A 14,483-nucleotide genomic window follows, 5' to 3' on the forward strand; every position below is an offset into this window, starting at 1 on the left:
GCTCACTTGGCGGGCTTGAAGCCGAACGTCGACAGCACGGCCTGGCCCTGGGACGACGCGACGAAATCGATGAACGACTGCGCCTGCGCGGCGTGGCGGCTGTCCTTGACCACGGCGATCGGGTAGGTGATGGCCGTCCGGGTCGGCACCGTCAGCGCGACCTTCACGCGGCCCGGCATGATCGCGGCGTCGGTGCCGAACACGAAGCCCGCGTCGACTTCGCCGCGGGCGACGTAGTCGAGGCTCTGGCGCACGTTGGCGGCCAGCACGCCCTTCGCGCTGACCGCATCCCACACGCCGGCCGCGCGCAGCGCGCCCTCGGTGTAGCGGCCGACCGGCACCGAGGCCGGGTCGCCGTACGCGATGCGTTTCACGCCGGGCGCGGTCAGGTCGTTCAGCGACGTCGGCGCGGCCGCGTGGCTGTCCGCCGGCACGATCAGCACCAGCGAGTTCGCCGCGAAATCGCGGCGCGTGCCGGGCACGATCACCTTTTCGTTCACCGCGCGATCCATCGCCTTCTGGTCGGCCGACGCGAACACGTCGGCCGGCGCGCCCTTGGCGATCTGCTGCATCAGCACGTCCGATGCGCCGAAGTTGAACAGCACCTTGGTGTCCGGATGCTGCTTCTCGTACGCGTCGCCGACGGCCTTGAATGCGTTCGTCAGGCTGGCGGCGGCCGACACGACCAGTTCGTCGGCGGCGGAAGCGGGCGCGCTGAACGCGAACCCGGCGGCAAGCGTGGCGATCGGCAGCAGGCGAAGCAGGGTGCGGCGAAGCGGACGGACGGTTGAGCGCATGGTGGATTCGTTTCGAATGGGTGGAAACCGTAATCGTAATATAGGGCGGGTTATAACGCTCGACATACTGTTCATGCGACGGTGCGCATGAAATGGTCAGACGTGAAAAGGGGCGGGCGTGACGGCCGGGCTGCCGGTCACGTGTGAAGCGTGCGCGGCGCCGATTCGGTGCGCTGCAGCGACGACGGCTGCGACGCGGGATGGTAGTTCGGGTTGGCCTTCCAGCGCGCGCGGACGAACGGGCGCTCGTGGCCCGACAGTTGCAGCGCGACCTTCGTGACCCAGCGATGCGACGGCACCGTGATGCCGTGCAGCGCCACGGTGACGAGCGCGAGGCTCGCGACGACCGCGGGCACCGACCAGCGGTGCGGCGCCGCGCGCCACGAGCCGGCGATGAATGCGAGCGCGGCGGTCGCGCCGACGATGCAGCCGGTGATCGATTCGGACGGCGAATGCGCGTCGAGCGCGACGCGCGACACGCCCACCGCGATGCCGGCCGCCAGGCCGAGCGCGATGCCGGCGATCCGCACCGGCGTGCGCGTGCGGATCAGCGCGAGGAAAATCGCGACCGGATACACCGACGTCGACAGCATCGCATGGCCGCTGAACCCGGTGAAATCCCACGCGCGAATGCCGATGCCCCAGCCGAGGAACGCGATCTTGGTGAGCGCCACCACGCCGATCGCGGCCGCGAGCACGCCGAGCCATGCGGCCGCGCGCTGCCACGAGTAGCCGAGCGCGAGCCAGACGGCAATCGTGATCGCGAGCGGCAAGGTCAGGCCGGCGCCGCCGAACGCGGTGATCATGATCCACAGGTGAGAGGACAGGTCGAACATCGGAAGGGGACGAACGAAGGCGGGGAGGATGCTTAAATCAACGCGCGAGCCGGGAAGAACGACTACAACGGATACAAGCGGCGAAACCCCAGTATAGCGCCGCGTCCGCATGAGGCCCGTTTTTTGCGCCGCCGGGAACTATCGGCGCGCAGGAAAAATCCCAGAAACAATGTTATGGTGCATTGCACAAAGTCGAACGATGCACCCGTTGTGGTGCCTTCATGGCGCCCCTATTTTTCCTGACTGCGAGCCCGATCGATGACCAAAAGTCTGACCAAGGTATGGCTGGGCGGCATGAAACGCATGCTGTCTCCGGCCGCCAAGCGCGCGGCGCGCGATGCGCAGCGCATCACACGCGACGCACTCGAGGCCGCCACCTCTTCCGCCGTATCCGATCTGTCCCCGCCACGCGAATCGCGCGTGCGGCCGCGCGCGGCCGCGTGGGCCGCGGGCGAATGGACGCGCGGCGAGCATCCGATGGCGCCCGCGCTCGGCCGCCTCGTCCAGAATCTCGCGTACGGGCTCTACGTGCCGCCCGGCCGCCGACGCGGCGCGATGCCGCTCGTCGTGATGCTGCACGGTTGCCAGCAGTCGGTAGACGAATTCGCGCAGGGCACGCGGATGAACCTGCTGGCCGACAAGCACGGCTTCGCGGTGCTGTATCCGGAACAGTCGCTGCGCGCGCACGCGCACGGCTGCTGGCACTGGTATGAGGACACCGACCGCGCGGGGCGCGGCGAGGCGAATGCGGTGGTGTCGCTGGTCGACGCGCTGGTCGACGAACACGGCTTCGACGCGTCGCGCGTCTACGTGGCGGGGCTGTCGGCCGGCGCCGGTCTGGCGTCGCTTCTTGCACTGCACCATCCGGACCGTTTCGCGGCGGTCGCATTGCACTCGGGGCCGGCGCTGGGCGAGGCGAATTCCGGCATCACCGCGATGGACGTGATGCGGCGCGGCCTGCGGCAGAACCCGGCCGCGGCGGTCGATGCGCTGGTCGAGGCCGGCGCGTATCCGGGCATGCCCGCGCTGATCGTCCAGGGCGACGGCGATCATGTCGTCGCGCCAAAGAATGCCGATCAACTGACCGTGCAGTTCATGCGTCTGAACGGGCTCGCCGACAGCCGCGGCGCGCTGCGCGGCGGCGAACGGGTCGAGACGCGCGACACGGGCGCCCAGATCACCGATGTGTGCCGCGACGGCGAGCCGGTGGTGCGGCTGTGCCATGTGAAAGGGCTCGATCACGCGTGGGCCGGCGGCGACGAAGCCGTGCCGTTTCATGCGGCAGTCGGCCCCGACGCAAGCGCGATGATCTGGGCCTTTTTCGAAGCCAATCAGCGCACTGTGGCGACCGAACGACGCATCGTTTGATCGACGCTGGTCAAAGACTAGGGTTTTCCCTATAATTCGGGAAAACCCTAGTCCAGAACCTTTGAATAGCGAGATCGAACATGTACCTGCTGAGCCACCTCTTCCTGATGCTGACCAAGAACGCTGAAAAGGCCGCGAAAGAGCGCACCGACGCGTACCTGGCCGAAGCCACCGACATCTACGACCTCGAATTCCGCATGCGCAAGATCGATCGCGACGCGGCGCTGAACCGCCCGTATTCGATCGGCGCGCGCTAAGCGGCGCACGCGGGCCTGCCGGCCCGCCATTTCGACGAATCGCGCAAAAGGGCGCGTGCGGCATGTGCCGCACGCGCCCTTTTTGTATTTTTCCTGGCCCTGCGTCGCGTCAGACGACCGTCAGGCGCACCGGCACGTTGTTGCGCGTGGCGTTCGAGTACGGGCACACGTGGTGCGCCTTGTCGACCAGCGCCTGCGCGTCGGCCGTGTCGAGCCCCGGCAGCGACACGCGCAGTTCGATGTCGAGCCCGAAGCCGCCAGCGTCGTTCGGGCCGATGCCCACTTCCGCCGTCACCTGCGTATCGGCCGGCAGCGTCTGCTTGTTCTGGCCCGCGACGAATTTCATCGCACTCAGGAAACAGGCCGAGTAACCTGCGGCAAACAGTTGCTCCGGATTCGTGCCTTCCGCGCCCGTGCCGCCGAGTTCGCGCGGCGCGGCCAGCTTCACTTCCAGCTTGTGGTCGGCGGATACCGCGCGGCCGTCGCGGCCGCCCGTGCTCGTGGCGCTGGTCTTGTACAGAATGTTCATCGTGCAGCTCCTGTCGGGAAGAGGGAGAAAAGCGGTCCGGTCAGACGGGTGTCGCCGGCCACGAGTGAAATATAGAGCACAAATCATTAGTGTGCAAATGAAATTTTGGAGAAAAACCCGGCAGCGCCGGGCGAGGTCGTCTGCGCTTGGCGCGTCAGCGTTCGTTGGCCGCCGACAATGCGTCGCGCAACTGCTGGAGATCGGCGCGCAGCCGGATCAGGAATTCGGGCGTTTGCTGCATCGCGCAAAAGAGCTCGGCGGGCACCGAGCGCGCGCGATCCTTCAGCGCACGGCCGGCCGACGTCACACGCACGTTGACGACGCGTTCGTCAGCCGCGCTGCGCACGCGCTCGACGTAGCCGAGCGCTTCCAGCCGCTTCAGCAGCGGCGTGACCGTGGCGGGATCGAGGTCGAGCCGCGCGGCGATGTCCTTCACGGCCATGTCGTCGCGCTCCCACAGCACGAGCATCGCGAGATATTGGGGATAGGTCAGCGACAGCTTGTCGAGCAGCGGCTTGTACGCCTTCGTCATCGCGTGCGAAGTCGCGTAAAGTGCGAAGCACAATTGCTCGTCGAGCGTCTGGGGCAGCGGGGGCAGGCGATCCATGGTTCGGGAAGCGCGGCGGATGCGCGAACGATTTGTACGCAAATTATTTTGCGCGCAAAAGATTCGATTGAACAGGGGCGGCTGGAGGAAAGCGAGACGGGAAAGGGGGGGCAGAAGAAGCGCGCCGGGCGACGACCCGGCGCGAAACAGTGCGACGGCGGGCGACATGCGCCGGCCGAAAGAGCGGGTTCAGCGGCCGGACATCGTCGTCGGCGCGCCCGGTTCCTGCACGCCGAAGCAGCCGCGATAGGTCGCGTAGAACGAGCAGTACAGCATCGTGACGATGATGATCGTCACCGGCATCATGATCGTCAGCGCATACGCGCCGGCGCCGAGCGCCTGCAGCAGCAGCGACAGCGCGAGCGACGTGCCGAGCGCGACGGCGAACCACAGCACGCCGTATACGACGAACGCGCCGCGATTGCGCCAGCAGCTGACGACGCTGAAGAACAGCGCCTTCGCCGGCGGGACGTCATGCCATGCGACCAGCACCGGCGCGAACCAGAACAGCATCGCGACCGGCAGATAGAGCAGCGTCGCGAAGAACAGCGCGCCGAGCGTGCCTTGCGCGGCGAGCGTCTCGGGCGTCGTGTTCGCTTCGTCGGCCGCGCCCATCATCACGTGGAACAGCGCGCCGCCGTCCACGAACGACGAAGCGGCGAACACCAGCACCATCGACGCGACGTAGATCACGCCGAGCGCGAGCAGCCGCTGGGTCGCGACGGTGCCGTACGAGCGAAAGCCGTCGACGAGGATCGTCGGCATCACGGTCTTGCCGGCCACGGTGTCGCGGCACGCGGCCATGAAGCCGACCGCGATGCCGGGAATGAACACCAGCGGTAGCGCGGAGCCGATCACCGGCACCATCGACACGAGCGTGATGGCGAGCAGGTACGTGAAGAACAGCGTGATGAACGCGAGCGGATTCCGGCGGAACAGCCAGATGCCTTGACGGAACCAGACATAGCCCGTTTTCGCGGGCACTTCGATCAGTTGCATGCGGTTTGGATCTCGGGAAGCGCGGGCGTATGCGCGATACGCTCGCGCAGGATGCGTTCGAAATGGCCGGGGTCGTGCGGCTTGAGCATCTCGGCCGCGCGCGGCAGGTAGAAATCGTACAGGCGCGACACCCAGAAGCGGTACGCACCGGCGCGCAGCATGTCGCTCCAGTGGCGACGTTCCTCCGTCGTGAACGGCCGGACGGTCTGGTACGCGCGCAGCAGCGCATCGGCGCGCGCGACGTCGAGCACGCCGGTCGCGAGGTCGACGCACCAGTCGTTGACGGTCACCGCGACGTCGAACAGCCACTTGTCGCAGCCCGCGAAGTAGAAGTCGAAGAAGCCGCCGAGGCGTACGTCGTGACCGGTGCCGGGCGCCGCGTGCGCGAACAGCACGTTGTCGCGGAACAGGTCGCAATGGCATGGCCCGGCCGGCAGCGCCGCATAGTCGTCCGACGCGAAGAAGCCGGCCTGGTGCGCGAGCTCGCCTTCGAGCAGCGTGCGTTGCGCGTCCGTGATGAACGGCACGATGGCCGGTACGTTCTCCTGCCACCACGGCAGGCTGCGCAGGTTCGGCTGGCTGCGCGGATAGTCGCGGCCCGCGAGGTGCAGGCGCGCGAGCATCTGTCCGACCTCGATGCAGTGTTCGACCCCCGGCGCGAGTTCGGCCGCGCCGTCGAGCTTCGTGACGATCGCGGCCGGCTTGCCGTGCAGTTCGCCGAACAGCGCGCCGTCGTCACGCGGGATCGGGTCCGGGACCGGCACGCCGTGGGCGGCCAGATGGCGCATCAGGTCGAGGTAGAACGGCAGCTGCTGCGCCGTCAGCTTTTCGAAGATCGTGAGGACGTATTCGCCGCGCGTCGTCGTCAGGAAGAAATTGCTGTTTTCGATACCGGACGGAATGCCGCGGAACGCAAGCACGTCGCCCAGTTCGTAGTGGCGCATCCATTGCGCGAGATCGGAGTCGGAAACAGCGGTGAAAACGGCCATGCGGGATGCGTCAGGTCAGGGTGTCGGCACGCGGGCGGCGTGCATCGCGACAACAGGTGAAGGGGCGGCGCGGCGCCCGGTGCGCCACGCCACGGAATCAGTAGCGCAGGTTCAGCGACGGCAGGCGCGTGATCGGGATGCCCGCATCGTGCGGCTTCGGCGACGTGTCGGGCGTCGAGCTCATCTGGTAGCGCGTGCCGAAGTTCGATTTCACGTCGATCTCGACCGGCTTGCCGCGGTCGCGGTACTCGGTGACTTCGGTGCCGTTCTTGCTCTTTTCGTGGAAGCTCGGCGTGCGGCGGATGTCGGCGAAGTCCACTTTCGACGTGACTTCGGCGCCCGGCCGGTTGATCTTGCGGAGATCGGGCAGGCCGGCGGCTTCGTTGGCCTCGGCCCGGGCCTGCGCGTCGGCGTCAGGCGTGCCGCCGGCGGCGTGAGCGACGCCGGCGGCGGCAAACGCGACGGCAGCGGCGACGAAAATGAGCGGCTTCATGATGAGTCTCCAGTGAACCTACCGATTTTAGCAAATACTGCGCGCCATCCGGCCCCTGCGTGCGCAGGGGCGGCCATAAGGGCGACCGGGTTCCGTGGTAATGTCGTCGGATCTGACGAGGTGATGAAAATGAAAAACGATTTGAGCCGCCGGCACCGTGTGCTGTCGCCCGAAAGCCCGTCGGTCGAGGCTTTCGACGATCCGGTCGCCGCCGTCGCGCGGCTGTCCGCCATTTACGACACGAATACGGGCTTCCTGCGCGATGCGTTCGCGCGCTATCGCCGCCACGAAGCGATTACCGAGCACGTGCGCGCGTGCTACCCGTTCGTGCGGATCCGGACCGACGTCAACACGCACGTCGATTCGCGCCGCTCGTACGGCTTCGTCGCGGGTCCCGGCGTATTCGAGACGACCGTCACGCGCCCCGATCTCTTCGCGAACTACTACCGCGAGCAATTGCGTCTGCTGTCGAAGAACCACCATGTCAAGATCGAGATCGGCGTGTCGTCGCAGCCGATTCCGATCCATTTCGCGTTTCCGGAAGGCATCCATCTCGAGGGCGAACTCGATCGCGACCGCCTGCTCGCGATGCGCGACATCTTCGACACGCCCGACCTGTCGTATCTCGATGACCGCATCGTCAACGGCACGTTCGAGCCGGCGCCGGGCGAGCCGCATCCGCTCGCGCTGTTCACGGCGGCCCGCGTCGACTTCTCGCTGCACCGGCTGCGTCACTACACGGCGACGTCGCCCACGCATTTCCAGAACTACGTGCTCTACACGAACTACCAGTTCTACATCGACGAGTTCGTGAAGCTCGGCCGCACGCTGATGACCGAAAGCGACGATCCCGAGGTGCGCGCGTACCGCAGCGAGTACAGCGCGTTCGTCGAGCCGGGCGACGTCGTCACGTACAACGCGAACCTCGGCAGCGAGCCGGCCGAGGGCACCGCGCCGCCGCGCCTGCCGCAGATGCCCGCGTATCACCTGAAGCGCGCGGACGGCAGCGGGATCACGATGGTCAACATCGGCGTCGGCCCGTCGAACGCGAAGACGATCACCGATCACATCGCGGTGCTGCGTCCGCACGCTTGGGTGATGCTCGGTCACTGCGCGGGCCTGCGCAACACGCAGCGCCTCGGCGACTACGTGCTCGCGCACGGTTACGTGCGGGAAGATCACGTGCTCGACGCCGACCTGCCGCTGTGGGTGCCGATTCCGGCGCTGGCCGAAGTGCAGCTCGCGCTCGAGCGCGGCGTGGCCGAGGTCACGCGGCTGGAGGGCGCGGAACTGAAGCGGGTGATGCGTACGGGCACGGTCGCGAGCGTCGACAACCGCAACTGGGAACTGCGCGACCATCGCGAGCCCGTGCAGCGGCTGTCGCAGAGCCGCGCGATCGCGCTCGACATGGAAAGCGCGACGATCGCAGCCAACGGCTTCCGCTTCCGGGTGCCGTACGGCACGTTGCTGTGCGTATCGGACAAGCCGCTGCACGGCGAGCTGAAACTGCCGGGCATGGCCGACACGTTCTATCGCGGGCAGGTCGACCAGCATCTGCAGATCGGCGTGAAGGCGATGGAGATCCTGCGCACGAACGGGCTTGACAAGCTGCATAGCCGCAAGCTGCGGAGCTTTGCGGAAGTGGCGTTTCAGTAACGCCACCGCGCAGCGGCATGCGCAACGACAAAGGCCGCACGCGAACCTTCGTTCGCGTGCGGCCTTCGTTTTTCTGCTTCCGCGTGCGGGCCCGACGGGCCTTCGCTCAGGCGCTCAGCACTCGCCCTTTTTCGCGTGTCCCGGCGGGCAGTGATAGCCGCCACGACCGCGATAGCGCTGGTGATCCTCCCACTCGCGGCGCTCCCAGTAGCGGCGGCCGTCCCAGTAGCGGTCGCCATGCCAGCCGACGATGATCGCCGGCGCCGGGGCGACCACGACGGGCGCGGGGGCGACGACGACCGGCGCGGGCGTGTCGATGTTGACGTCGACGTTGACGGCGTGAGCGAGGCCGGACAGCGAAAGGCCGAGGCCGGCAAAGGCGAGGGCGATCAGCGAGCGTTGCATGTTCTTTTCCGTGGTGTCGTGATGAATAGGCCGGCGCGACGCGATGGAAGCGAGGGGGACCGTTCCACCGGGGGAACGCCGCGCCGACACAATGCAGTGTGCTGCGGCACGACGGAAAAGGCGAGTCGTGATTATTACGGAGGATTGGCGGCGCGCAGGCACGCGATGGGCCCGCCGTTTGACATTGGGGGCCGGCTGGTGCGGCCGATCCCGCCGCATGGTGCAGCGCCGGCTGCGGGGATTTGACATTCGACCGCGCGCGGCGGTGAACGGGTATTAACAGCGCGTTACAAAGTCACGCCCGGCGAGCCGCCGGAGCGCACTTCCGTCGCATGAAAAGCACGACAGCCGGCGCTCGGCCGGCTGTCGTCACCGACCGGTTACAGATAGAACATCCGGTCTTCTTCCGGGCGCGGCGGATGATCCTCCTCGTCCGAACCTTCTTCCTCGCCGCTGTCCTCGTAGAACGCGAGCACCGCGTCGAGCACCTGGTCGGGGTCGTCGATCACCTGCATCAGATCCATGTCTTCCGGATTGATCAGGCCCATCGGAATCAGTTGATCGCGGAACCACTGCAGCAGCCCCTGCCAGAATTCGCTGCCGACGAGGATGATCGGCACGAGGCGCGATTTTTTCGTCTGGATCAGCGTGAGCACTTCGGACAGTTCGTCGAGCGTGCCGAAACCGCCCGGCATCACGATCACCGCATCCGAGTTCTTCACGAACGTGACCTTGCGCGTGAAGAAGTGGCGGAAGCGCAGCGAGATGTCCTGATAGTGGTTGCCGGCCTGCTCGTGCGGCAGCTCGATGTTCAGGCCGACCGACGGCGCCTTGCCGGCGTGCGCGCCCTTGTTCGCGGCTTCCATGATGCCGGGGCCGCCGCCGGAGATCACCGCGAAGCCGGCGTCCGACAGCTTGCGCGCGATCTGCGCGGCGAGCTTGTAGTGCGGGGTATCGGGTTTGAGGCGGGCAGAACCGTAGATGCTGACAGCCGGGCGGATCTCCGACAGGTACTCGGTCGCCTCGATAAACTCTGCCATAATCGTGAACATCTGCCACGATGCGCGCGCCTTCTTGGCCGTCGCGCGTTCTTGATCTGCGAGCGAACGCAGACTCGGAATCACTTTTCTCTTGTTCATAATGCCTGAAGAACGAAATCTGGAAGGTAAGACCCTGCTATTGGTTGACGGTTCGAGCTATCTGTATCGGGCTTACCATGCGATGCCTGATTTGCGTGGCCCTGGCGGGGAGCCGACCGGAGCGCTCTACGGAATCATCAACATGCTGCGCCGTATGCGCAAGGAAGTCAGTGCAGAGTATAGCGCTTGCGTGTTCGATGCAAAGGGCAAGACGTTCCGCGACGACCTTTATGCCGACTATAAGGCAAACCGTCCGTCGATGCCGCCCGATCTCGCATTGCAGGTCGAGCCGATCCACGGCGCCGTGCGCGCGCTCGGCTGGCCGCTGCTGATGGTCGAAGGCGTGGAGGCCGACGACGTGATCGGCACGCTCGCGCGCGAAGCCGAACGGCACGGGATGAACGTGATCGTGTCGACCGGCGACAAGGATCTCGCGCAGCTCGTGACCGAGCGCGTCACGCTCGTCAACACGATGACCAACGAGACGCTCGACCGCGATGGCGTGCTCGCGAAGTTCGGCGTGCCGCCCGAGCGCATCATCGACTATCTCGCGCTGATCGGCGACACCGTCGACAACGTGCCGGGCGTCGAGAAGTGCGGGCCGAAGACGGCCGTGAAGTGGCTGTCGCAATACGAAAGCCTCGACGGCGTCATCGCGCACGCGGCCGACATCAAGGGCGTGGTCGGCGACAACCTGCGCCGCGCGCTCGATTTCCTGCCGCTCGGCCGCAAGCTCGTGACCGTCGACACGTCATGCGATCTCGCGCCGCATCTCGAATCGATCGAAGCGTCGCTGAAGACCGACGGCGAGGCGCGCGAGCTGTTGCGCGACATCTTCGCGCGCTACGGCTTCAAGACCTGGCTGCGCGAAGTCGAGAACGCACCCGCGGAAGGCGGTGGCGCCGATGCGCCGGAAGGCGAGCCGGCCCCGGTGATCGCGACCGACGTCGTGCGCGAATACGACACGATCCAGACCTGGGAGCAGTTCGACGCGTGGTTCGCGAAGATCGACGCGGCCGCGCTGACCGCGTTCGACACCGAGACGACCGCGCTCGATCCGATGCTCGCGCGGCTCGTCGGCCTGTCGTTCTCGGTCGAGCCGGGCAAGGCGGCCTACCTGCCGGTCGCGCACCGCGGGCCCGACATGCCCGAGCAGCTTCCGCTCGACGAAGTGCTCGCGCGCCTGAAGCCGTGGCTCGAATCGGCCGATCGCAAGAAGGTCGGCCAGCACCTGAAGTACGACGCACAGGTGCTCGCGAACTACGACATCGAACTGAACGGCATCGAGCACGACACGCTGCTCGAATCGTACGTGGTCGAATCGCACCGCACGCACGACATGGACAGCCTCGCGCTGCGTCATCTGGGCGTCAAGACGATCAAGTACGAAGACGTGGCCGGCAAGGGCGCGAAGCAGATCGGTTTCGACGAAGTGGCGCTCGCGCAGGCCGCCGAATACGCAGCCGAAGATGCGGACATCACGCTGCAGCTCCATCACGCGTTGTATCCGCAGGTCGCGCGCGAGCCGGGCCTCGAGCGCGTGTACCGCGAGATCGAGATGCCGGTGTCGCTCGTGCTGCGCAAAATGGAGCGCACGGGCGTGCTGATCGACGATGCGCGGCTGCACGCGCAGAGCACCGAAATCGCGACGCGCCTGATCGAACTCGAGGGGCAGGCGTACGAACTGGCGGGCGGCGAATTCAATCTCGGCTCGCCGAAGCAGATCGGGCAGATCTTCTTCGAGAAGCTGCAGTTGCCGGTCGTGAAAAAGACGCCGAGCGGCGCGCCGTCGACCGACGAGGAAGTGCTGCAGAAGCTGGCCGAGGACTACCCGCTGCCGAAGCTGCTGCTCGAGCATCGCGGGCTGTCGAAGCTGAAGTCGACCTATACCGACAAGCTCCCGCGCATGGTGAATCCCACCACCGGCCGCGTGCATACGAACTATGCGCAGGCCGTCGCGGTCACGGGCCGCCTGGCGTCGAACGATCCCAATCTTCAGAACATTCCGGTGCGCACGGCCGAAGGCCGGCGCATCCGCGAGGCGTTCATTGCATCGCCGGGCCACCGGATCGTATCGGCCGACTATTCGCAGATCGAACTGCGGATCATGGCGCACATCTCCGGCGACGCGTCGCTGTTGCGCGCGTTCTCGCAGGGCGAGGACATTCACCGCGCGACGGCCGCCGAGGTGTTCGGCGTGACGCCGCTGGAGGTCAATTCCGACCAGCGCCGGATCGCGAAGGTGATCAACTTCGGGCTCATCTACGGGATGAGCGCGTTCGGGCTCGCATCGAACCTCGGCATCACGCGCGACGCGGCGAAGCTCTATATCGACCGCTATTTCGCCCGCTATCCGGGCGTCGCGCAGTACATGGAAGACACGCGCGCAACCGCGAAGGAGAAGGGCTACGTCGAAACCGTTTTCGGTCGCCGCCTGTGGCTGCCCGAGATCAACGGCGGCAATGGCCCGCGCCGTCAGGCGGCCGAGCGCGCGGCCATCAATGCACCGATGCAGGGCACGGCGGCCGACCTGATCAAGCTGTCGATGATCGCGGTGGACGACTGGCTCACGCGCGACGGGCTTGCATCGCGGATGATCATGCAGGTGCACGACGAACTGGTGCTCGAGGTGCCGGAAGGCGAGCTGTCGCTCGTGCGCGAGAAACTGCCGGAAATGATGTGCGGCGTCGCGAAGCTGAAGGTGCCGCTGGTCGCCGAAGTGGGTGCCGGCGCGAACTGGGAAGAGGCACACTGACGCACCCCCGAGCGATTCCCGTTTCCCGCGGCATATTGTTGCAGGGATGCTGAATATCGAGATGGTTTGCTTGTGGTCAACGCGCAAGCTCCCGGACAATACATGTCAATCATGTCATTGACGCGGGGCGGCGCGCCCCGCGTTCCGGATCGGATGCATCGAAGTGCTTCGAACTGCACATCGATGATGTCCGAACCGGTTAATCCACCGGGCGGCGCGAGTGCACGGCGTTTGCTTCATCCGGCGGCAGCAGTTTCGAATCGCAAAGGGGGAATCGGATGCATCGGATCATCATCGTAGGCGGAGGTGCCGGCGGCCTGGAACTGGCGACGCGGCTCGGCGACCGTTACGGCGCGCGCGGCAATCGTCCCGCGCGTGCGCTCGTCACGCTCGTCGACCGCAATCCGACGCACATCTGGAAACCGCTGCTGCACGAAGTCGCGGCCGGCAGCATGGACCCGTTCACGCAGGAGCTCGAATATGCGGCGCAGGCGCGCTGGCACGGCTTCGAGTTCCAGCAGGGCGAGCTGACCGGGCTCGACCGCGCGGCGAAGCGCGTTACGCTGTCGCCGATCAACGACAGCGACGGCGCGGAACTGTTGCCGGCACGCGAGCTGGAATACGACACGCTCGTGATCGCGATCGGCAGCACGACCCACTTCTTCGGCGTGCAGGGCGCACCGGAAAACGCGATCGCGCTCGACACGGTCGGGGAGGCCGAACGCTTCCGCAAGCGGCTGATCGCGGCATGCATGCGCGCGGAGCACCAGGCGCCGGCGCCGACCGCGCCGGGCGAGTCGGCCGAGCCGCGTATCCAGGTCGTGATCGTCGGCGGCGGCGCGACGGGCGTCGAGCTGTCCGCGGAACTGCGCAATACCGCGCAGGTGTTGTCGGCCTACGGGTTGCACAAACTCGATCCACGGCACGACGTCGGCATCGTGCTGATCGAATCGGGGCCGCGGATCCTCCCGGCGCTGCCGGAGCGCGTCTCGTCGGCGACGGCTGAATTGCTCGGAAAGATCGGCGTGCGGCTGATGCTCGCCGAGCGCGTGACGGAGGTGGCGCCCGGGGCCGTCCACACGGCGAGCGGCAAGGTCGTGCGTGCCGACCTGACGGTCTGGGCTGCCGGCATCAAGGCGCCGTCGGTGCTCGCGAATCTCGATGGGCTCCAGGTCAACAAGCTGGGCCAGCTCGACGTGCGCCGCACGCTGCAAACCTTCACCGACGACAACATATTCGCGCTCGGCGATTGCGCGGCATGCGCATGGCCTGGTAACGAGCGCAACGTGCCGCCGCGCGCGCAGGCCGCGCACCAGCAGGCGAGCTTCCTGCTGAAGGCGATCGGCTGTCGGCTGGAAGGGCGTCCGCTGCCCGAATTCACGTATCGCGACCTGGGCTCGCTCGTGTCGCTCGGCCATTTCAGCGCGGTCGGCAATCTGATGGGCGGGTTGATCGGCGGCAACATGCTGATCGAAGGGCTGTTCGCACGCTTCATGTACATGTCGCTGTACCGGATGCACATTGCCGCGCTGCACGGTTATCCGCGGATGATGCTCGACACGATTGCGCACTGGCTGCGACGCACGACGCTGCCGCGCGTCAAGCTGCACTGATCGCGCTCGTGTGCGGAGCGGGCGGGGAATGCGCAATGTC

General features: G+C 66.6%; 14 protein-coding genes. 5 read left to right on the plus strand and 9 right to left on the minus strand.

What is annotated here, in order from left to right; translation table 11 throughout:
• Nucleotides 1–2 precede the first annotated feature (2 nt).
• Nucleotides 3–797: a molybdate ABC transporter substrate-binding protein gene (gene modA, locus KU887_RS29905; protein ID WP_006486460.1), complete on the minus strand. Its 795-nt coding sequence runs from the start codon at nt 795–797 to the stop codon at nt 3–5.
• Between the two features lie 137 nt (nt 798–934).
• Entirely contained in the window at nt 935–1,633 is a 699-nt protein-coding gene (locus KU887_RS29910) for a phosphatase PAP2 family protein (protein ID WP_058902873.1), read from the minus strand.
• A 258-nt stretch (nt 1,634–1,891) separates the two neighbouring features.
• Between KU887_RS29910 and KU887_RS29915 the strand changes: the two genes are divergently transcribed.
• Together KU887_RS29915 and KU887_RS29920 are read left to right on the plus strand one after the other, a co-directional pair.
• Nucleotides 1,892–3,001, plus strand: a complete 1,110-nt coding sequence (locus KU887_RS29915; RefSeq protein ID WP_034202635.1) for a PHB depolymerase family esterase — start codon at nt 1,892–1,894, stop codon at nt 2,999–3,001.
• A gap of 80 nt (nt 3,002–3,081) precedes the next feature.
• Nucleotides 3,082–3,258 (plus strand): DUF3563 family protein, encoded by a 177-nt coding sequence (locus tag KU887_RS29920; protein ID WP_006486452.1) that lies wholly within the window; start codon nt 3,082–3,084, stop codon nt 3,256–3,258.
• 109 nt (nt 3,259–3,367) lie between these two features.
• Here KU887_RS29920 and KU887_RS29925 read toward each other — a convergent pair whose 3' ends face one another.
• The 5 genes from KU887_RS29925 to KU887_RS29945 form a co-directional block, all read right to left on the minus strand.
• Complete coding sequence (locus tag KU887_RS29925; protein ID WP_200062395.1) at nt 3,368–3,787, minus strand: organic hydroperoxide resistance protein; 420 nt, start codon at nt 3,785–3,787, stop codon at nt 3,368–3,370.
• A 154-nt stretch (nt 3,788–3,941) separates the two neighbouring features.
• On the minus strand, nt 3,942–4,394 hold the full coding sequence (locus KU887_RS29930; protein ID WP_006496011.1) for a MarR family winged helix-turn-helix transcriptional regulator: 453 nt from the start codon (nt 4,392–4,394) through the stop codon (nt 3,942–3,944).
• A gap of 189 nt (nt 4,395–4,583) precedes the next feature.
• A complete protein-coding gene (locus tag KU887_RS29935; RefSeq protein WP_006486425.1) occupies nt 4,584–5,393 on the minus strand; it encodes a BPSS1780 family membrane protein in 810 nt (269 codons plus the stop codon).
• Nucleotides 5,384–6,382, minus strand: coding sequence for a homoserine kinase (locus KU887_RS29940; protein ID WP_163125161.1), 999 nt, complete (start codon nt 6,380–6,382; stop codon nt 5,384–5,386). Before KU887_RS29940 ends, KU887_RS29935 begins: the two co-directional genes overlap by 10 nt.
• 97 nt (nt 6,383–6,479) lie before the next feature.
• On the minus strand, nt 6,480–6,875 hold the full coding sequence (locus KU887_RS29945) for a hypothetical protein (protein WP_006486478.1): 396 nt from the start codon (nt 6,873–6,875) through the stop codon (nt 6,480–6,482).
• A gap of 129 nt (nt 6,876–7,004) precedes the next feature.
• On the opposite strand from KU887_RS29945, the gene KU887_RS29950 reads away from it, so the two are divergent.
• The gene (locus KU887_RS29950; protein WP_012493190.1) at nt 7,005–8,531 is read left to right on the plus strand and encodes an AMP nucleosidase; all 1,527 of its coding nucleotides are present in this window, start codon (nt 7,005–7,007) and stop codon (nt 8,529–8,531) included.
• 114 nt (nt 8,532–8,645) lie between these two features.
• Here KU887_RS29950 and KU887_RS29955 read toward each other — a convergent pair whose 3' ends face one another.
• Both KU887_RS29955 and KU887_RS29960 read right to left on the minus strand, forming a co-directional pair.
• Entirely contained in the window at nt 8,646–8,936 is a 291-nt protein-coding gene (locus KU887_RS29955) for a hypothetical protein (RefSeq protein WP_258256706.1), read from the minus strand.
• Between the two features lie 380 nt (nt 8,937–9,316).
• Nucleotides 9,317–10,075, minus strand: coding sequence for a TIGR00730 family Rossman fold protein (locus KU887_RS29960; RefSeq protein WP_006486470.1), 759 nt, complete (start codon nt 10,073–10,075; stop codon nt 9,317–9,319).
• A 1-nt stretch (nt 10,076) separates the two neighbouring features.
• On the opposite strand from KU887_RS29960, the gene polA reads away from it, so the two are divergent.
• Complete coding sequence (gene polA / locus KU887_RS29965; RefSeq protein WP_077190784.1) at nt 10,077–12,830, plus strand: DNA polymerase I; 2,754 nt, start codon at nt 10,077–10,079, stop codon at nt 12,828–12,830.
• Between the two features lie 278 nt (nt 12,831–13,108).
• On the plus strand, nt 13,109–14,443 hold the full coding sequence (locus KU887_RS29970) for an NAD(P)/FAD-dependent oxidoreductase (protein ID WP_006486476.1): 1,335 nt from the start codon (nt 13,109–13,111) through the stop codon (nt 14,441–14,443).
• The last annotated feature ends 40 nt before the right edge of the window (nt 14,444–14,483 follow it).

It is taken from the genome of Burkholderia sp. EMB26, assembly GCF_024730645.1.
Lineage (GTDB): Bacteria > Pseudomonadota > Gammaproteobacteria > Burkholderiales > Burkholderiaceae > Burkholderia > Burkholderia cenocepacia.